Source organism: Profundibacter sp., assembly GCF_965277155.1.
Taxonomy (GTDB): Bacteria; Pseudomonadota; Alphaproteobacteria; order Rhodobacterales; family Rhodobacteraceae; genus Profundibacter.
This window is the reverse complement of sequence record NZ_CBDIBV010000013.1, coordinates 701,879-719,770: the sequence shown is the minus strand read 5'-3', so window position 1 is coordinate 719,770 and position 17,892 is coordinate 701,879. Positions and strand designations below refer to the sequence as shown.

Below are 17,892 nucleotides of genomic sequence, written 5' to 3'. Positions count from 1 at the left end.
TCGGAGGTGCCTGAAATCAATTTCCACCACTTTCGAGACACAACCTTTTTCATGCTCAGCACCGCCTTTTTAATCCCGGGGTTTGTGTTGGTCATCTTTGCCATCAGCAGCATGAATATGAATTTCGGGGCCTCAAAAATGCTGCGCCTGCTGCTGCCGCTGGTTGTTCTGTTCGGGCTATGGTTCGGGCTGGTCGCCGTTTCGGCAAAATCCGGGCTGTTTGCCAGACCGTTTTCATTAGGTTCACCGCCCTACATTCTGTTGTTCCTGCTGGGCGGGAGCCTGTTGTTCTGGGGCTATGTCAAGGTCACCCCCCTAACGCAAAAGGCCATAAGCAACGCGGATCAATCCCTGCTGATGGCCATTCAGATACCGCGTGTCGCAGGGGCGATTTTTATCGTTGCCTGGTATCTCGGCCTGCTGCCCTGGCAATTCGCCTTTCCGGCGGCCATCGGGGATACCATCGTCGGCCTGCTGGCCCTTCAGGCAATGGTCGCAACCCTGCGAAACGACGGTCGGGCAAGCCGGTTTATCAAACGGACCAATATCTGGGGGATTCTGGATTTTGTCGTCGCTGTCGGTGCCGGCACTTTCAGCAGCGCGGGAATGCTGCAATTGTTTGCGCATGGCAAAACCAACATCATCACCCAGTATCCGCTGGCGCTGATTCCGGGGTTCTTGATTCCGATCTTCCTTGGGCTGCATCTGTTCTCGCTGGCAAAACTGCGTCAGGCCCAAAAAACGCTTGTTGCCGAACCTACCTAACGGCAATAAGCCTGCAAAGAAACCCAACCCTGCATTTCCGCCCGTTTCGCAGCACTGTGGAACGGGCCCCAATCCGCCGCCACGCCGCGCCCGTCGGCGGCGACAACCCCATCACGCGGCACCGTCGCCGCCATAATCGTGATGGCACATTGCAGATTGTTCACGACATTTTTCAAAGCCCCGCCCGTGGTGGCCCCGCAGTCGTAATGTCTGGCCGTCGCAGGTGAAATCTGCACCAGCCCGAACCACTGCCCTCCACCGCCAACAGCCGCCTCATTATAAGTACTTTCGTGCTTTGCCATCGCCGACAGCAGACCCGTCCAGAACGCCGCGCGCCCGATCTGGTCCTGATCAGGGTAGGCCGGGCACCATGCATCAATATCATTTGGCACCATATTGATCAAAGGCATCCCCGCGCCCGAAACCAGATCCCCGATTGCGGTGCGTGTCCACAGTTTGCCCATCGGTTGGTGATCCCACCGTGCGGCGGGCAGGGCCGCATCGTCCATGGTGAACCAGACGGGTTCGGGTTCCAGCGTATCCCCCTGATCAGTATTGCAGGCCGCTAGCGAAAGCGGCAAAAACAAAGAGACAACTAAAGGGAGCAAACGCATCATATCAACTTTCCAACAACCATTTTGTGCAGTGATGCTGCATTTCCCCCCCAAGTGCAAATCCTGATACCCCTTTTCAGCGGCCGCTTGCCCATTGTCCCCCCTTGCCCCCTGACCGCCCCTGTTTTAGAAGGCTGGGAACAACCAACATCCGGATGGACACGATATGCTCGACCTGACCTATACCGCCCCCGCCCCCAAAGTTATCAGTGGTGCCAAACACGACTGGGAACTGGTGATTGGCCTCGAGGTGCACGCACAGGTGTCCAGCAACGCCAAATTGTTTTCCGGCGCCTCGACCCAATTCGGGGCCGAGCCGAATTCGAACGTCGCCTTTGTGGACGCCGCCATGCCCGGCATGTTGCCCGTGATCAATGAATATTGCGTGGAACAAGCGGTGCGCACCGGTCTGGCACTGAAGGCAGACATAAACCTTTATTCCGCCTTTGACCGCAAAAATTACTTCTACCCCGACCTGCCGCAGGGGTATCAGATTTCACAGCTTTACCACCCCATCGTTGGCGAAGGTGAAATCCTTGTGGAAATGGGCGAAGGCATGGCCCGTGTGGTGCGGGTGGAACGCATCCATCTGGAGCAGGACGCCGGCAAATCCATTCACGACATGGACCCGAACATGTCCTTTGTCGATCTGAACCGCACCGGTGTGGCGCTGATGGAGATCGTTTCGCGCCCCGACATCCGCGGCTCGGAAGAGGCCGCCGCCTATGTCACCAAGCTGCGCCAGATCCTGCGCTATCTGGGCACTTGCGAGGGCAATATGCAAAACGGCAACCTGCGGGCGGATGTGAACGTTTCGGTCTGCCGCCCCGGTGATTACGAGCGTTACATGGAAACGCAGGATTTCAGCCACCTTGGCACCCGTTGTGAAATCAAGAACATGAACTCGCTTCGCTTCATGCAGGCCGCGATCGACTATGAGGCCCGCCGCCAGATTGCAATTCTTGAGGACGGCGGCAAGATTGATCAGGAAACCCGCCTGTATGATCCGGACAAAAACGAAACCCGTTCGATGCGCAGCAAGGAAGAGGCGCATGATTACCGCTATTTCCCCTGCCCCGACCTGCTGCCACTGACCATCGAACAGGATTGGGTAGACGATATTGCCAAAACCCTTCCCGAACTGCCCGACGCGAAAAAACTGCGTTTCATCAGCGAATTCGGTCTGTCCGATTATGACGCCTCGGTGTTGACCGCCGATGTGGCCAATGCCGCGTTTTTCGAGGATGTGGCCAAAGGCCGCGATGGTAAACTGGCCGCCAACTGGGTAATCAACGAATTGTTCGGCCGCCTGAAAAAGGATGAAAAAACCATCAAGGACAGCCCGGTTTCCGCCGAACAACTGGGCGGGATCATCACCCTGATCACCAAAGGGGACATCAGCGGCAAAATCGCCAAACAGCTGTTTGAAATTGTCTATACCGAAGGCGGCGACCCTGCCGAGATCGTCGAAGCCCGCGGCATGAAACAGGTCACCGATATGGGCGCGATCGAAGCAACTGTAGACGAGATCATGGCCGCCAACCCCGCCCAAGTGGAAAAGGCCAGGGAAAACCCCAAACTTGCAGGCTGGTTCGTCGGGCAGGTGATGAAAGCCACCGGCGGCAAGGCCAACCCCAAAGCGGTGAACGAAATTATTGCGAAAAAGCTGAACTGATAGAGACGGCGGGAAACAGCCACAAGCGTTTGGACTTGGACAAATGAATTTGCTAAGACTTGCGTCTTGCGACAACCCAAAAGGTGAATCATGCCGAATTTCGAGTATAAAGGGAACCTCTGTAAATTCCCGTTTTCGCCTTCTTCGCGGCGGGGTGGACGGTTTTTCGCCTGTCCCGCCTGATTGCTTCGGATCATAAACCCATTTTCACCGGTTTCAAGCCGGTTTTGGGTATTTCAGGCACACCTCACCCCATGAACCCTTATCCCGGCGCCGCCAGGCCGCATTCGAACTGGACGAAGCGCTTCATGTTGTAGACCAGGTTCATCATCCCGATGCGAAATCGCGCCCGCTTCAGGCCGATGGAGCGGATCAGCTTGCCGCCCATGGAGCGCTCCTGAAAAGCGAATACATGCTCGACCCGGACCCGCACTTTCGAGCGCCTCCGGTTGGCCTTTTGCTGGCGCTCGCCAAGCGGCTTGCCGCGCCTGCCCTTGTGATGGATATGGCTGTGAAGCCCCCGCTCTTCCAGCTCGCTTTCGATCTTTTGCGAGCGATAGGCGCTGTCGGCCCACAGGTCCGATGAGGTGTTGCTCGCATCAATCAGACCGGCAAGCGCCTGGCTGTCATGCACGGCGGCATCGGTGACATCATAAGCGCGGATGAATTTGTGCCGCCGGTCGACATTGATGTGGTTCTTGTAGCCGTAATAGCTCTTGCCGTGCTTCTTCGTCCAGCGCGCATCCACGTCCTTCTGGCGCTTCTTGTGGGGTTTTTCCTCCCACTCTTCAGGCGTTTCGCCCGCCTTGATTTTCTCGTTCTCGTCCCTTTTGTTGTGCTGGCGCGGCGCCGGAACGATGCTCGCATCAACAATCTGCCCGCCCATCGCCAGATAGCCCTTTTCGCGCAGAAAGGCATCGAACTTGTCAAACAGCTCCTTCATCTTCCCGGCCCCGGCCAGCCTTTCACGGTAGGCCCAGATGGTCTTGGCGTCAGGTACGCTGTCTTCAATGCCAAGGCCGAGAAACCGCATGAACGACAGGCGGTCGCGGATCTGATACTCGATCTGATCGTCAGAGAGGTTGTAGAGCTGCTGCAAAACCATCGTCTTGAATATCAGCACCTCATCCCAAGGCGGGCGGCCAGCGTTGGATTTGCGCTGTTCGGGCGGCGTGCGCCATATGGCCTTCAGCTCGTCCCGGTAATCCTCGAACGGCACCATGTCGTTGAGCAACACCAGCGGATCACCAGATTTGTCCAGTCCCGCGTATCGGCTGGAAAGATCAAAAAATCCCATCTGACCCATGACAAAACCCCGTCGGTCGAATCATTTTCATCCTGATGACGATTCTACCCCGTCAGGCCGGATTTTGGGGGATTTTTAGAGGTTCCCTATGGATTTAGCCAGGATCGGACCGATTAGAACGCGGACCTTGCCAGTTCGGCTTTGGGCGGGTAAAGCCTGCGGCTTGACCAAGGTTCTGGAGACCTGAACGTGAAAACTGATTTTCTGACCACCCTGCGCCATGACTGGCTGGGCAACATCCGTAACGACCTGTTGGCGGGCCTTGTGGTGGCGCTGGCCCTGATCCCCGAGGCGATTGCCTTTTCGATCATCGCGGGGGTTGACCCCAAGGTTGGCCTGTATGCGTCCTTTTCCATCGCCGTGATCACCGCGATTGTCGGCGGACGTCCGGGGATGATCTCGGCGGCGACGGCGGCAACGGCGGTGCTGATGGGCACTTTGGTCAGAGAGTACGGGCTGGAATACCTGCTGGCGGCGACCGTGTTGGCGGGGCTGCTGCAAATCGCGGCGGGGATGTTGAAGCTGGGTAAGGTGATGCGGTTCGTGTCCCGCTCGGTCATCACCGGTTTTGTGAACGCGCTGGCGATCCTGATCTTTATGGCGCAATTGCCGGAGCTGACAGGGGTGACTTATCTGACCTATGTGATGGTCGCGGGTGGATTGGCCATCATTTACCTGTTCCCCTATATCACCACGGCCATACCGTCGCCGCTGGTGACCATTGTGGTGCTGACGGGTTTGACGATCTATTTCGGGCTGGACGTGCGGGCGGTGCAGGACATGGGCAAGCTGCCCGATACCCTGCCGGTGTTCCTGATCCCCGACATTCCGCTGAATTTCGAAACCCTGAAAATCATCTTTCCGGTGTCTGCTGGCGTGGCTGCTGTGGGCTTGCTTGAGAGCCTGATGACAGCCACCATCGTGGATGATCTGACCGACACCGAAAGCGACAAAAACCGCGAATGTGTGGGTCAGGGGATTGCCAACACCGCTACGGGTTTCATCGGCGGCATGGCCGGTTGTGCGATGATCGGCCAGTCGATGATCAACGTGAAATCCGGCGGGCGTGGGCGGTTGTCCACCTTTTCCGCCGGTGTGTTCCTGCTGTTTTTGATCGTGGTGCTGGGCGATTGGGTGAAACAGATCCCGATGCCCGCATTGGTCGCGATTATGATCATGGTGTCGATCGGCACATTCAGCTGGTCCTCGATCCGCGATATCCGGCATCATCCGCAATCCTCCAGCATTGTGATGCTGGCGACCGTTGTGGTTACGGTACTGACCCATAACCTTGCCTATGGTGTGCTGACCGGTGTGCTGTTGTCGGGGATTTTCTTTGCCGGAAAGATCGCGCAAATCTTCCGTGTTACTTCTGAATTGACGCCGGACGGGCGGCAGCGGACCTATACGGTTGAAGGGCAGTTGTTCTTTGCCTCGGCCCCCGAATTCACCGCCGCGTTTGATTTTCACGAGGTGCTGGAGCGCGTGGTGATCGACGTTACCCACGCGCATATCTGGGATATTTCATCGGTGCAGGCGCTGGACATGGTGGTGGTCAAATTCCGCCGCGAAGGCGCCGAGGTGGAAATCATCGGCATGAACGAAGCCACCGAAACCATCGTGGATAAACTCGCGATCCATGATAAGCCTGATGCAATTGAACGTCTGATGGGGCACTAGAACATGTCAAAAATTATCGCACTGGTGGATGGCTCCATCTATTCGCAAAGCGTTTGTGACCATGCCGCATGGGTGGCCACGCGTAAAGGGTCCAGTGTCGAAGTAATCCATGTTCTGAAACACCCCGAAAGCAAGCAAACCAACCTGTCCGGCAACATCGGTCTGGGTGCGCGCAGCAAGCTGATGGAAGAACTGGCCGATCTGGATGCACAAAACGCCAAACTGGCGCAAAAACGCGGGCGGGCCATTCTGGAAGACGCCGAAGCACGGTTGCGGGCCGACGGGGTGACGGATGTCACTACACGGCTGCGGCAGGGCGATCTGGTCGAGGAACTGCTGGCCGCTGAAGCGGATGCCGATCTGGTGATCATCGGCAAGCGTGGCGAGGCGGCGGATTTCGCCAAGCTGCATCTGGGCAGCAATCTGGAACGTGTTGTGCGGTCGTGCAAAAAACCGGTTCTGGTGGCCTCGCGCGCATTCGAGAAACCACAGCGGTTCATGATTGCCTTTGACGGTGGGGCATCGTCATTAAAGGCGGTGAACCATATCGAACAGAGCAAGGTTTTCGCCGGTCTGGATTGCAAGCTGCTGACGGTGGGCGCGGACAAGCCCGAGGTCAAACGCGCCCTTGAAGGGGCGGCGGCGCTGTTGCGGGGTGCCGGTTATCAGGTGGAAACCGAGATTGCGCAGGGGCAGGCGGAAAAGGTGATCTGCGAGACTTCGCAAAAGGATGGTGCCGATATTCTGGTGATGGGTGCCTATGGCCATTCCCGCATCCGCAGCCTGATCATTGGGTCTACCACAACGGCGATGGTGCAAAGCTGTCAGGTACCGGTTTTGTTGTTTAGGTAGGGACGGGGGCAGTCCCGCATTTGATGCGGGGGTTTAGGCGGATTGATATTGGGTGGATGCCGCTGATCTTCTGACTGGCGACCGTTTGCTGAATGATGACGGATCAAAGGCCGAGGTGGTTTTGTCCGATGTTTTGGCCGAGCCGCTGCGGGCGTATAATCTGACGGTCGAGGGTGCAGGTGACAAAGCGGCTGGCGGGGTGAACCCCGCCCTACTGTAGGTCGGAGAATGCTTCTTTCAGCCGATCAACCGCTTCCTGCACCACGGCCCTTGGCGTGGCCAGATTGAAACGCAAAAAGGGCTCGCCGCCGGTGCCAAAGGTTTCGCCGTGGTTCACCGCTATTTTGGCGACATTCTCGACCCGTGCGGTGTATTCCGCCGCGTCCATCCCCGTGCCGGAAAAATCGACCCATGCCAGATAGGTGGCCTCAAGCGGCATGGATTTCAGGCCCGGAATGGCATTGATCGCCGTATCGAACAACTCGCGGTTGCCAGCCAGATAGGTGGTCAGTTCATCCACCCATGCGGCCCCTTCGGGCGAATATGCGGCGGTGGTCATGAACAGGCCGAATGAATTGGGCGACATGCCAAGCGCGTGCATGGTGGCTGCGAATTTGGCCCGCAAATCGGGATCAGCGATGATCACGTTGCCGGTGTGAGCGCCCGCGATGTTAAAGGTTTTGGTAACAGCCGTCATCATTACCAGACGATCCGCGATGGATGGATCAACCAGCGGCATCACCGTGTGTTCGGCATCGGAAATAATCAGGTCATGGTGGATTTCATCCGATACCAGCACCAAATCATGGCGCTTGGCAAAATCGGCCACGCCCTGCAATTCATCGCGCGTCCAGACCCGACCGCCGGGGTTATGTGGTGAACACAGGATCACCATCTTTTCCGCCCCCGTCATCTGTGCGTCATAAGCGGCAAAATCCATTTCATAGCGGCCATCATTGTTGACCAGCGGGCATTCCACCACCTTGCGCCCTGCGGCGTTAATTACCTTGGCAAAGGCGTGGTAAACGGGGGTGAACAGCACCACACCGTCGCCTTTTTCGGTAAAGGCATCGACGCATAACGCCGTGCCGTTCACCAACCCGTGCGTGGTGAAAATATCGCCTGCCTGCACAGCCCAGCCGTGGCGGTTCTTCATCCACCACTGGATTGCGGCCTTGTATTCGGCATCATCCCCGAAATAGCCGTAAATCCCGTGATCGCGCATTTTCTGCACCGCGTCCTGCACACAATCGGGCGCACGGAAATCCATATCGGCGACCCACATGGCAATGCCGTCTTTCAGGGGCACGCCGTACAAAGGCTCCATCACGTCCCATTTGGCACAGTGGGTGTTGCGGCGGTCGATGATGTCGTCAAAGCTCATGGTTTTGTCCCTTATCCGTTTTGTCTGCACGCTAGCGGATTGCGCCATAATCGCAAGGGGCGTTGCACGTTGGCGCATCATGTCTTACATGGGCGATATGAGCATACGACCGATCCTGATACACCCCGACCCGCGCCTGAAAAAGGTTTGTGCCCCTGTTGAGGGGGTAAGTGATGAAATGCGCAAACTGGCCGAGGACATGCTGGAAACCATGTATGAAGCGCCGGGCATTGGTCTGGCCGCGCCGCAGGTGGGTGTTTTGCAACGTCTGATCGTGATGGACTGCATCAAGGAAGAGGGCGCGGACCCGCAACCGATGGTGCTGTTCAACCCCAAGGTTCAGTGGACGTCCGAGGCGCTGAATGTTTACGAGGAAGGCTGTCTGTCCATCCCCGAGCAATACGCTGAGGTCGAGCGCCCTGCCGAGGTGAAGGTGACATGGCTGGACATGCACGGGGCCGCTTGCGAGGCGAAGTTCGACAAGTTGTGGGCGACTTGCGTTCAGCATGAAATCGACCATCTGGATGGCAAGCTGTTCATTGATTACCTCAAAACGTTAAAGCGCCAGATGATCACCCGCAAAATGGTGAAACTAAAACGCGAGCGGGCACGGGAAAAGGCATGATCCACCCCTTTGTGCCCTACCCCGACAAGCGGTTGAAAACGGTATGCGATCCGGTCGAGGCCGTGACGGACGAGGTGCGCGGCATCTGGGCGGATATGGTCGAAACCATGGATGCGATGCCCGGCGTCGGCCTTGCCGCGCCACAGATCGGGGTGATGCTGTGCCTTGCGGTGGTGGATTGCTCCGAGGAGCGCGGGCAGGCGATCTTGCTGGCCAACCCCGAGGTGCTGCATGCCTCGGCCAAGCTGCGGGAACATGAAGAGGCAAGCCCGAACCTGCCCGGTGTATCGGCCATAATCAAACGCCCCCGCGCGGTGACGGTGCGGTTTTTGAACACGGCGGGGCAGGTCGAAGAAAAGGATTTCGTCGGGCTGTCGGCGACCAGCGTTCAGCACCAGATTGATCACCTGAACGGGCGGATGTATTTTGACAACCTATCCAAGGTGAAACGCGATATGTTGCTGCGCAAGGCACGGAAAGGGGTGCGATGAAGGTTGTGTTCATGGGCACGCCGGATTTTTCGGTACCGGTATTAGAGGCGCTGGTGGATGCGGGGCACGAGGTGCTTTGCGTATACTGCCAGCCGCCACGGCCAGCGGGGCGTGGCAAAAAGGACCGCCCCAGTCCGGTGCAGGCAAAGGCCGAGGAACTGGGCTTGCCGGTGCGTTTTCCCAAATCGCTAAAAGGCGAAGCGGAACAGACGGAATTCGCTGCGTTAGAGCCTGATATTGCCGTTGTGGTGGCCTATGGGCTGATCCTGCCGCAAGCGGTACTGGATGCACCCGCTAAGGGCTGTCTGAACATCCATGCGTCCCTGTTGCCACGCTGGCGCGGCGCGGCGCCGATCCATCGGGCGATCATGGCGGGGGATCAGGAAACCGGCGTTTGCATCATGCAGATGGAGGCGGGTCTGGACACGGGGCCGGTGTTGCTGCGCAAGATGGTGACGATCGGGGCCGAGGAAACCACAGCAGAGTTGCACGACCGCCTGTCGGCGCTGGGTGCCGGGGCGATTGTCGAAGCATTGGCGAATCTTGACGGGTTAGAGCCTGTTTCGCAACCCGAAGAAGGCGTGACCTATGCCAAAAAGATCGACAAAGCTGAGGCGCGGGTGGATTGGTCAAAACCGGCAGTCGAAGTGGACCGGCTGATCCGCGGGCTGTCGCCCTTTCCGGGTGCGTGGTGTGATGTGGATGGCGAGCGCCTGAAATTGCTGCGCAGCCGTGTGGTTGAAGGCAAGGGGTCGGCCGGTCAGGTGCTGGGTGGTTTGCGGATTGCCTGCGGCGATGGGGCGGTCGAGATTATGCAGGCCCAGCGGCAAGGGAAACGGCCAATGGAGGCCGAAGAATTGCTGCGCGGGTTCGAATTGCCAAAGCGGTTAAGCTAAAGCGCTTTGCGTTCGATTTGAAAACGCGCCAAGGCACCCTATATTAGACCTATGCCAGTGATATTTCTGATCATAATCGGTGCCGCTGCGGGGTTCATTGCCACGCGGATGATGCGTATGGAAACGGATGTTGTCACCACCATTGCTATCGGCATTTTCGGCGCACTGATCGGGGGGATTGCCCTGCGGGTGTTGCTGACGCTGACCAGCATTGCTTTTGGCTTTGTCGGAGCGGTTCTGGGGGCAGTGTTGCTGATCTGGGTTTACCGGACGTATTTTCAAAAATAGACCCTAATCCGCGTCTTTTTACGGCTTGAAAGGCTCCATCCCGCGACGGGCCAACTCGTCCGCGCGCTCATTCTCCGGATGGCCTGCGTGGCCTTTGACCCATTCCCATGTCACGTCATGGCGCGCTTGCGCATCATCGATACGCTGCCATAGTTCGACATTCTTTACCGGCTTTTTGTTCGATGTGCGCCAGCCATTGCGCTTCCAGCCGTGGATCCAGGATGTCACTCCGTTTTTCACATAAGCGCTGTCAGTGATGATGGTCAGGGTCGAGGGGCGTTCGAGCGCCTCGAGCGCATGGATCGCGGCCAGCAATTCCATGCGGTTGTTGGTTGTGTCAGCCTCGCCGCCACACAGTTCACGTTCTTTAAGCACCTTGTTGCCATCACGGGCGATCAGCAGCGCGCCCCAGCCACCGGGGCCGGGATTGCCAGAGCAGGCGCCGTCGGTATAAGCGAACAGGTCAGGCATGAGCAGTCAGCACCATAAATGTTTCAACCCCGCCGGCCAATCCGGCGCCATTACCACGCCGGGTTTGAATGACGGTGAACCCCGCTGCCGTAACCAACCCCGTCAATTCATTCTGGGTGTAATAGGTATAGAACCGGCCCAGCCGGTCGCGGCCTTCGCCGGTGCCCAGCTTCATGCCAAGGCTCAAGGCGCCGCCCGGACGCAAGGCCCGATGGATGCGTGTCAGATGCGCAGGAAATTCTGTGCGTGACGCGTGCAGCAGGCTGAAGTTGGCCCAGACACCATCATATTCGGCCACTGCTTCCAGTGCATCAAAGTGTTCGACGCGGACCTTGATACCATAGCGCTCAAGCGCCAGATCGGCCATTTCCGGGGTGGCGTCGGTGGCATCAACCATGAAACCTGCATCCTTGAACGTCGCCGCCCAATGACCCGGTCCGCAGCCAAGATCAAGGATACGCCCGCCGTCGGGAACAAGCGCCAGAAAACCGGTCATATCCAGATCCTGTTCGGCGTTCTTTTTTCGGGCAAACCCGTTGGCATAATCCTGCGCGGCCTTCGAATAGGCGGCGATGGTGGTAGTGTCGCTGCTCATGCTTTTTCAAACGCAAGTTTCAGGCCGAGTCCGGCAAAGGTGGCGGCAAATCCGCGTCGCATCCATTTCAAAACGCGGGGACTGGACAGAACACGGTCGCGGACTGTGGCGGCGAACAGGCCGTATAACACGAATACGACAAAGGTCATCACCATGAACACAACGCCCAAGCCAAGCATTTCGAAAGCCGCGTTTTCGGGGTTGCCCGACAAGAATTGCGGCAGGAAGGCAAGGAAGAAAAGCGACAGTTTGGGGTTTAGCACGTTGATCAGTATTCCGCGCAGGGCGATCTTTCCAAGGGCGCGGGATTTTACCTTTTGATTGATGCTCATCGTCCCTGCCTCGCGCAGGGTTTGCCATGCCATGTACAGCAAAAAGGCAACGCCTGCGAATTTCACCAGTTGGAAGGCAACCGCAGATGTATGCAGCAATGCGGCAAGCCCCAGTATTGCGGCAAACATGGCCGGAACAATCCCGAAGGTGCAACCAAAAGCCGCCGCGATGGCCGCCCGACTGCCAAGGCTGATGCCGGTAGCAAGCGTATAGATCACGCCAGTTCCGGGGATCAGAACCACGGCCAGCGCGGTTAGCAGAAATTCGACCGAGATCATGTCGTATCTCCTTCCCGCAATATACGTGGCACTTTGAATTCGACATGTTCCTTGGCGGTTTCCACCAGTTTTACGGTCACGTCATAGCGGGTGCGAAAGGCGTCGATCACCTCGTCCACCAGCACTTCAGGGGCCGAGGCACCAGCGGCAAGTCCCAGTGATGTGATGCCGTCCAATGCGCGCCAGTCGATATCGCGGGCGCGTTGCACCAGTTGTGAATAGTCACAGCCTGCTGCCGCGCCTACCTCGACCAGGCGGCGGGTGTTGGATGAATTCGGCGCGCCGATCACAAGGATGGCGTCGGATTTGGCCGCGATTTCCTTGACCGCCTCTTGCCTGTTGGTGGTGGCGTAACAGATGTCTTCCTTGTGCGGTCCGATAATGGCGGGGAAGCGGGCCTTTAATGCTGCGACAATCTCGGCAGTGTCGTCGATGGAAAGGGTGGTTTGGGTGATATAGGCCAGCTTTTCGGGGTCGCGTACATCCAGTTTGGCAACATCCCCGGCGGTTTCGACCAACAGAACCTCGCCCGCAGGCAGTTGCCCCATTGTGCCTACGGTTTCAGGGTGGCCCTCGTGCCCGATCATCACCATTTGAAGCCCGTTTTCATTGTGGCGCTCGGCCTCGATATGGACCTTGGACACCAGCGGGCAGGTGGCATCGACATAGGTCATATTGCGGACCCGCGCTGCGTTAGGGACAGATTTTGGCACACCGTGGGCAGAAAAGATCACCGGACGGTCATCGGGGCATTCGTCCAGTTCCTCGACAAACACGGCGCCCTTTTCGCGCAGACCATCCACCACGAATTTGTTATGCACGATTTCGTGGCGCACATAGACCGGCGCGCCCCATTTATCGATTGCCAGTTCGACAATCTTGATGGCGCGCACGACACCGGCGCAAAAACCGCGCGGGGCGGCAAGGTAAAGGGTTAGTGATGGTTTTGTCATATCGGCCCTGTTTCGGTTGGCATAGAATTAGGGCCTACAAGGGGCGGCGTCCAGCCCACAAAAGGAAAAAGCCGGAGCGACTGCCCCGGCTTTAAATTGTTTAATCGACGACTTCTTCTGCGGCCGCAGGCGTGTGAACAGGTTCCCGCGGGGGGCGGCCGATCACGTCGCGCAATTCGTCCAACTCGATGAAATTATCAACCTGACGGCGCAGTTCATCGGCAATCATTGGCGGTTGCGAACGGATGGTCGAAACCACCGAAACACGCACGCCTTGGCGTTGCAGGCTTTCCACCAGCGGACGGAAATCGCCATCACCCGAGAAGATCACCATGTGATCCACATGCGGGGCCAGTTCCATCGCATTGACGGCCAGTTCGATATCCATATTGCCTTTGACCTTACGGCGGCCCATGGAATCGGTGTATTCCTTGGCCGGTTTGGTCACCATGGTAAAGCCGTTGTAATGCAGCCAATCGACCAGGGGGCGAATCGGTGAATATTCATCGTTTTCCAGCAGCGCGGTGTAATAAAACGCCCGCAACATTTTGCCACGACGCATGAATTCCTGCCGTAGCAGTTTATAGTCGATGTCGAACACCAGCGATTTTGCCGCTGCATATAAGTTCGAGCCATCGATGAACAGCGCCAGCCGTTCGTCTCTGTAGAACATAAAATTTTCCTTCCGGTAGTCGGTTTCGACTTCGTTTCCGTGAGTGAGTGTGGTTACTGTTAAAATATGCGAAACCGCTTTCATCTTTAAGGATTGTTACAAATCTTGCAACCCTTTGGGCAGAAAACCGGACCAATATCGGCGATTATTGGCCTTGGAGCGAACTTACCTTCAGCAGCGGGTGGGCCGGAGGTGACTTTGCACCGGGCTTTGACCTTGCTAAAAAGCAAGGATCTTCATGTTGAAACTGTAGGCCGATTTTACAAAACCCCTTGTTTTCCTGAAAATTCCGGCCCTGATTATGTGAACGCGGTGGCTATCCTGACCGCGCGGCTTTCCGCGGCGGACTTATTGTCGCGTCTGCATGAAATAGAAACCGAATTAGGCCGTGAACGAGTGACCAGATGGGGGCAACGAACGCTGGACCTTGATTTATTAGCATATGGAGAAGTGATTCGGCCTGATCTGACTACATTTCGGCATTGGATGAATCTGCCATTAGGCGAGCAGATGAAAGAGGCACCAACACAATTAATTCTGCCCCACCCGCGCATTCAGGACCGTGCTTTTGTGCTGGTGCCATTGGCGGAAATCGCGCCTGAATGGCGGCATCCTGTGTTGGGGTGCACGGCGACCCAAATGCGCGATGAATTGGACCCAGCCGATGTTGCGCAGGTAAAACCGTTATAAGGATGCCGATTCAATACTTGTCATCAAGGTCTAAAGCCCCTAAATAGCACCTTCTAACACCCCGAAGTCGATATTCAGGAGTCGCCCTATGGCCCGCGTTACGGTTGAAGATTGCGTTGATAAGGTACCAAATCGTTTTGATCTGGTCATGCTTGCCGCCCATCGTGCGCGCGAAATCGCGTCCGGGGCCGAACTGACCGTGGATCGCGACAACGACAAAAACCCCGTTGTGGCCCTGCGCGAAATCGCCGAGGAAACCCAATCGGTTGAAGATCTGCGCGAGCGGATGATCGAAAGCCAGCAAACCCAGATCGAGGTGGATGAGCCGGAAGAAGATGCCATGGCACTTCTGATGGGGGCCGAGGCAGACAAGCCGGCAGAAGACGACATGTCGGAAGAAAAACTGCTGCGGGCATTGATGGAAGCACAGGGGCGGCCATAACCCCCTGCAATAAGGCGCGGACCGGATGCCGGAAAAGATCACAGTAGACGATCTGATCGCGCTTGTTCGCAGCTATAATCCTAAGACAAACGAACCGCTGATCCGCGAGGCTTTTGCCTATGGGCAAGCGATGCACGAAGGGCAGTTCCGCCATTCCGGTGAGCCGTATTTCACCCATCCGGTGGCTGTGGCGGCGATACTGACCCAGCAGCGGTTGGATGACGCGACGATCATCACCGCCCTGTTGCACGACACCATCGAAGATACAAAATCCACCTATACCGAGGTGACCGAGAAATTCGGCAAGGAGATTGCAGAACTGGTCGATGGTGTGACCAAGCTGACCAATCTTCAACTATCGTCGACCCAGACCAAACAGGCGGAAAATTTCCGCAAACTGTTCATGGCGATGTCCAAGGATTTACGCGTCATACTGGTGAAGCTGGCTGACCGTTTGCACAACATGCGCACGATTAAATCCATGCGCCCCGACAAACAGGTGCAAAAGGCCCGTGAAACGATGGACATTTTCGCACCGCTGGCAGGTCGCATGGGGATGCAGTGGATGCGAGAAGAGCTGGAGGATCTGGCCTTTTCGGTGCTGAACCCCGAGGCCCGCAATTCCATCATGCGCCGGTTCATCACACTGCAAAAAGAAAGCGGCGATGTGATCAAGAAGATCACCGACGATATCCGAATCGAACTGGACAAAGTCGGGATCAAGGCCGAGGTTCTGGGCCGCGCCAAGAAACCCTATTCGATCTGGCGCAAGATGGAAGAAAAGGGACAGGGCTTTTCCCGCCTGTCCGATATTTACGGCTTTCGTGTGATTACCACGACAGAATGTGACTGCTACCGCGTTCTGGGGGCGATCCATCAGCGCTGGCGCGCGGTGCCGGGACGGTTCAAGGATTACATCAGTCAGCCAAAATCGAACGGTTACCGGTCCATTCATACCACGGTTTCGGGCCGTGACGGCAAGCGGGTCGAAGTGCAGATACGAACCCAGCAAATGCACGACGTGGCGGAATCCGGTGTGGCGGCGCATTGGTCCTATCGGGACGGGGTGCGTTCGGAAAACCCCTTTGCGGTGGATCCGGCGAAATGGGTGGCAAGCCTGACAGACCGGCTGGATTCGTCCGAGGATCATGACGAGTTTCTGGAGCATGTAAAGCTGGAGATGTACTCGGATCAGGTGTTCTGTTTCACCCCCAAAGGCGAGGTTGTGAAACTGCCACGTGGGGCGACGCCGCTGGATTTTGCCTATGCGATCCACACGCGGATTGGGGATTCTTGTGTTGGGGCGCGGGTCGATGGCATTCGCGTGCCGCTGTGGACGCGGCTAAAGAACGGCCAATCGATCGAGATTATGACAGCCGAAGGCCAGCGCCCACAGGCGACCTGGATTGATATCGCTGTTACTGGGCGGGCGAAATCCGCGATCCGCCGATCCTTGCGTTCCGAGGACCGTGAGCGGTTTATCAAACTCGGTCGTGAACTGGCCCGCGTGGCATTTGAGCATGTCGGCAAAAAAGCAACCGACAAAGCACTGGCCACCGCAGCTAAACGCATGGGGCTGGTTGACGCTGATGAACTGCTGGCACTACTTGGCAGCGCCGAGATGAATGCCCGCGAAGTGGTCGAAGGCCTATATCCCGAATTGGCCACCCACACCGGTGACGAAGTTGAACTGACCCGCGCGGTTGTCGGGCTGGAGCAGGACCAGACGTTCGAGCGTGCATCCTGTTGTCAGCCGGTTCCCGGTGAACGGATTGTCGGCATCAGTTACCGCGGAAAAGGTGTGGTTGTTCATGCCATCGACTGCCCTGTCCTGTCGGAATTCGAGGATCAGAACGACCGTTGGGTTGATTTGCACTGGCACAGTGGCAAGCACCCTGCGGGCCACACGGTCAGCTTTATGATGACCATCTCGAATGACGCTGGCGTGCTGGGACGAATTTGCACATTGATCGGCGAGCAAAAGGCCAATATTGCGGACTTGGTATTTATGGACCGGAAACCGGATTTTTACCGAATTCTGATTGATGTGGACTTGAGGGATGTCGAGCATCTGCATACGGTAATGACTGCACTGGAGGCAGACAGCGATGTCGCTGCATTGGAACGGTATCGGGATCCAGCCCGCAAGCCCTGATCGGGCAGGTATTTTGAGAGTAAAGGACAACCAGATTGGTTTTCAAACGCCGTGATAAAAGGCCCTTTTTCAAGGTGCTTTGGGAGTTGATCTGGCCAAAAGGCGGCTGGGTGAGGGCGTTTCATTACGTCAAACACCGTGTGCGCCGTTTGCCAGACCCGCCGCACAGGATTGCCCGCGGGGTATTTGCCGGTGTGTTGGTCAGCTTCACGCCGTTATTCGGATTTCACTTTGTCATCGCAGCTCTAATATCTCTAGCCATTCGCGGGAATGTGATCGCTGCCATCATGGCAACGTTTTTCGGCAATCCGCTGACATTCCCGTTTATTGCCGCGGGTGGCCTGAAACTTGGCCACTGGATATTGGGATCGCATTATGACGAAGGGGTAAACCATTCGCTTATGGCGACGTTTGGCGGTGCATGGGATGACCTGAAGCATAATTTCTGGGCGATGTTTACCGATCAGGTTGCCGAATGGGGCAATCTTGCCAGCTTTTATCACGAAATATTCCTGCCCTATCTGGTGGGTGGTCTGATCCTTGGGCCGATTGCCGGTGTAATCTGCTATTATCTGAGTGTGCCGGTGATTACTGCATATCAGAACCGCCGCAAGGGGCGCCTGAAAGCGAAACTTGCAGAAATTCGCGATAAGAAGGCAAAGAAGGCTGACGAGGGTGGCGAATAAGTCTAGGCTTTTGCGAAATCGAGTCACAAAGGGGCCAATT

Annotated in this window: 21 protein-coding genes; 13 read left to right on the top strand and 8 right to left on the bottom strand. The window is 56.9% G+C overall.

The genetic code is table 11. From position 1 onward, the window contains the following. Positions 1 to 6 precede the first annotated feature (6 nt). Complete coding sequence (locus ACQY4M_RS18790; RefSeq protein WP_428547354.1) at positions 7 to 765, top strand: hypothetical protein; 759 nt, start codon at positions 7 to 9, stop codon at positions 763 to 765. On the opposite strand, the gene ACQY4M_RS18785 is transcribed toward ACQY4M_RS18790, so the two are convergent. Then, on the bottom strand, positions 762 to 1,433 hold the full coding sequence (locus ACQY4M_RS18785; RefSeq protein ID WP_428547351.1) for a transglycosylase SLT domain-containing protein: 672 nt from the start codon (positions 1,431 to 1,433) through the stop codon (positions 762 to 764). The two genes, ACQY4M_RS18790 and ACQY4M_RS18785, sit on opposite strands and share 4 nt — an antisense overlap. Before the next feature lie 112 nt (positions 1,434 to 1,545). Between ACQY4M_RS18785 and gatB the strand changes: the two genes are divergently transcribed. Next, positions 1,546 to 3,054 carry an Asp-tRNA(Asn)/Glu-tRNA(Gln) amidotransferase subunit GatB gene (gatB, locus tag ACQY4M_RS18780; RefSeq protein ID WP_428547348.1) on the top strand — a complete coding sequence of 503 codons (1,509 nt, stop codon included), beginning with the start codon at positions 1,546 to 1,548 and terminating at the stop codon, positions 3,052 to 3,054. A 262-nt stretch (positions 3,055 to 3,316) separates the two neighbouring features. Here the strand turns inward: gatB and ACQY4M_RS18775 are convergent, their stop codons facing one another. Next, positions 3,317 to 4,360, bottom strand: a complete 1,044-nt coding sequence (locus ACQY4M_RS18775) for an IS5 family transposase (RefSeq protein WP_428539227.1) — start codon at positions 4,358 to 4,360, stop codon at positions 3,317 to 3,319. Positions 4,361 to 4,564: 204 nt separating this feature from the next. Between ACQY4M_RS18775 and ACQY4M_RS18770 the strand changes: the two genes are divergently transcribed. The 3 genes from ACQY4M_RS18770 to ACQY4M_RS18760 are packed head-to-tail and all read left to right on the top strand — an operon-like array spanning position 4,565 to position 7,112. After that, the gene (locus ACQY4M_RS18770; protein WP_428548287.1) at positions 4,565 to 6,040 is read left to right on the top strand and encodes a SulP family inorganic anion transporter; all 1,476 of its coding nucleotides are present in this window, start codon (positions 4,565 to 4,567) and stop codon (positions 6,038 to 6,040) included. A 3-nt stretch (positions 6,041 to 6,043) separates the two neighbouring features. Next, positions 6,044 to 6,892: a universal stress protein gene (locus tag ACQY4M_RS18765; protein ID WP_428547345.1), complete on the top strand. Its 849-nt coding sequence runs from the start codon at positions 6,044 to 6,046 to the stop codon at positions 6,890 to 6,892. A gap of 52 nt (positions 6,893 to 6,944) precedes the next feature. After that, the gene (locus ACQY4M_RS18760) at positions 6,945 to 7,112 is read left to right on the top strand and encodes a hypothetical protein (protein WP_428547342.1); all 168 of its coding nucleotides are present in this window, start codon (positions 6,945 to 6,947) and stop codon (positions 7,110 to 7,112) included. Here ACQY4M_RS18760 and ACQY4M_RS18755 read toward each other — a convergent pair. Then, complete coding sequence (locus ACQY4M_RS18755; RefSeq protein WP_428547339.1) at positions 7,104 to 8,276, bottom strand: MalY/PatB family protein; 1,173 nt, start codon at positions 8,274 to 8,276, stop codon at positions 7,104 to 7,106. The genes ACQY4M_RS18760 and ACQY4M_RS18755 overlap by 9 nt on opposite strands. 97 nt (positions 8,277 to 8,373) lie before the next feature. Between ACQY4M_RS18755 and def (ACQY4M_RS18750) the strand changes: the two genes are divergently transcribed. The 4 genes from def (ACQY4M_RS18750) to ACQY4M_RS18735 are packed head-to-tail and all read left to right on the top strand — an operon-like array spanning position 8,374 to position 10,576. Then, complete coding sequence (gene def / locus ACQY4M_RS18750) at positions 8,374 to 8,901, top strand: peptide deformylase (protein ID WP_428547336.1); 528 nt, start codon at positions 8,374 to 8,376, stop codon at positions 8,899 to 8,901. Next, the gene (gene def / locus ACQY4M_RS18745; protein ID WP_428547333.1) at positions 8,898 to 9,392 is read left to right on the top strand and encodes a peptide deformylase; all 495 of its coding nucleotides are present in this window, start codon (positions 8,898 to 8,900) and stop codon (positions 9,390 to 9,392) included. Before def (ACQY4M_RS18750) ends, def (ACQY4M_RS18745) begins: the two co-directional genes overlap by 4 nt. After that, entirely contained in the window at positions 9,389 to 10,288 is a 900-nt protein-coding gene (gene fmt / locus ACQY4M_RS18740) for a methionyl-tRNA formyltransferase (RefSeq protein WP_428547330.1), read from the top strand. The genes def (ACQY4M_RS18745) and fmt overlap by 4 nt, the downstream gene beginning before the upstream one ends. Positions 10,289 to 10,339: 51 nt before the next feature. Further along, a complete protein-coding gene (locus ACQY4M_RS18735) occupies positions 10,340 to 10,576 on the top strand; it encodes a GlsB/YeaQ/YmgE family stress response membrane protein (RefSeq protein WP_428547327.1) in 237 nt (78 codons plus the stop codon). Between the two features lie 18 nt (positions 10,577 to 10,594). On the opposite strand, the gene rnhA is transcribed toward ACQY4M_RS18735, so the two are convergent. The 5 genes from rnhA to ACQY4M_RS18710 all read right to left on the bottom strand — a co-directional run bounded on the left by rnhA (position 10,595) and on the right by ACQY4M_RS18710 (position 13,879). Then, complete coding sequence (rnhA, locus tag ACQY4M_RS18730) at positions 10,595 to 11,047, bottom strand: ribonuclease HI (RefSeq protein WP_428547324.1); 453 nt, start codon at positions 11,045 to 11,047, stop codon at positions 10,595 to 10,597. Then, positions 11,040 to 11,642 carry a class I SAM-dependent methyltransferase gene (locus ACQY4M_RS18725; RefSeq protein ID WP_428547321.1) on the bottom strand — a complete coding sequence of 201 codons (603 nt, stop codon included), beginning with the start codon at positions 11,640 to 11,642 and terminating at the stop codon, positions 11,040 to 11,042. Before ACQY4M_RS18725 ends, rnhA begins: the two co-directional genes overlap by 8 nt. Then, positions 11,639 to 12,253 carry a LysE family translocator gene (locus tag ACQY4M_RS18720; RefSeq protein ID WP_428547318.1) on the bottom strand — a complete coding sequence of 205 codons (615 nt, stop codon included), beginning with the start codon at positions 12,251 to 12,253 and terminating at the stop codon, positions 11,639 to 11,641. Before ACQY4M_RS18720 ends, ACQY4M_RS18725 begins: the two co-directional genes overlap by 4 nt. After that, the gene (gene ispH / locus ACQY4M_RS18715; RefSeq protein ID WP_428547315.1) at positions 12,250 to 13,206 is read right to left on the bottom strand and encodes a 4-hydroxy-3-methylbut-2-enyl diphosphate reductase; all 957 of its coding nucleotides are present in this window, start codon (positions 13,204 to 13,206) and stop codon (positions 12,250 to 12,252) included. Before ispH ends, ACQY4M_RS18720 begins: the two co-directional genes overlap by 4 nt. Positions 13,207 to 13,306: 100 nt before the next feature. Then, entirely contained in the window at positions 13,307 to 13,879 is a 573-nt protein-coding gene (locus ACQY4M_RS18710; protein ID WP_428548284.1) for an NYN domain-containing protein, read from the bottom strand. Positions 13,880 to 13,972: 93 nt separating this feature from the next. Between ACQY4M_RS18710 and folK the strand changes: the two genes are divergently transcribed. From folK to ACQY4M_RS18690, 4 genes are all read left to right on the top strand, one after another. Next, positions 13,973 to 14,569 carry a 2-amino-4-hydroxy-6-hydroxymethyldihydropteridine diphosphokinase gene (gene folK / locus ACQY4M_RS18705; protein ID WP_428547312.1) on the top strand — a complete coding sequence of 199 codons (597 nt, stop codon included), beginning with the start codon at positions 13,973 to 13,975 and terminating at the stop codon, positions 14,567 to 14,569. Between the two features lie 88 nt (positions 14,570 to 14,657). Next, complete coding sequence (gene rpoZ, locus ACQY4M_RS18700) at positions 14,658 to 15,011, top strand: DNA-directed RNA polymerase subunit omega (RefSeq protein WP_428547309.1); 354 nt, start codon at positions 14,658 to 14,660, stop codon at positions 15,009 to 15,011. Positions 15,012 to 15,036: 25 nt separating this feature from the next. Beyond that, the gene (locus ACQY4M_RS18695; protein ID WP_428547306.1) at positions 15,037 to 17,166 is read left to right on the top strand and encodes a RelA/SpoT family protein; all 2,130 of its coding nucleotides are present in this window, start codon (positions 15,037 to 15,039) and stop codon (positions 17,164 to 17,166) included. A 35-nt stretch (positions 17,167 to 17,201) separates the two neighbouring features. Beyond that, positions 17,202 to 17,852: a DUF2062 domain-containing protein gene (locus ACQY4M_RS18690; protein ID WP_428547303.1), complete on the top strand. Its 651-nt coding sequence runs from the start codon at positions 17,202 to 17,204 to the stop codon at positions 17,850 to 17,852. The last annotated feature ends 40 nt before the right edge of the window (positions 17,853 to 17,892 follow it).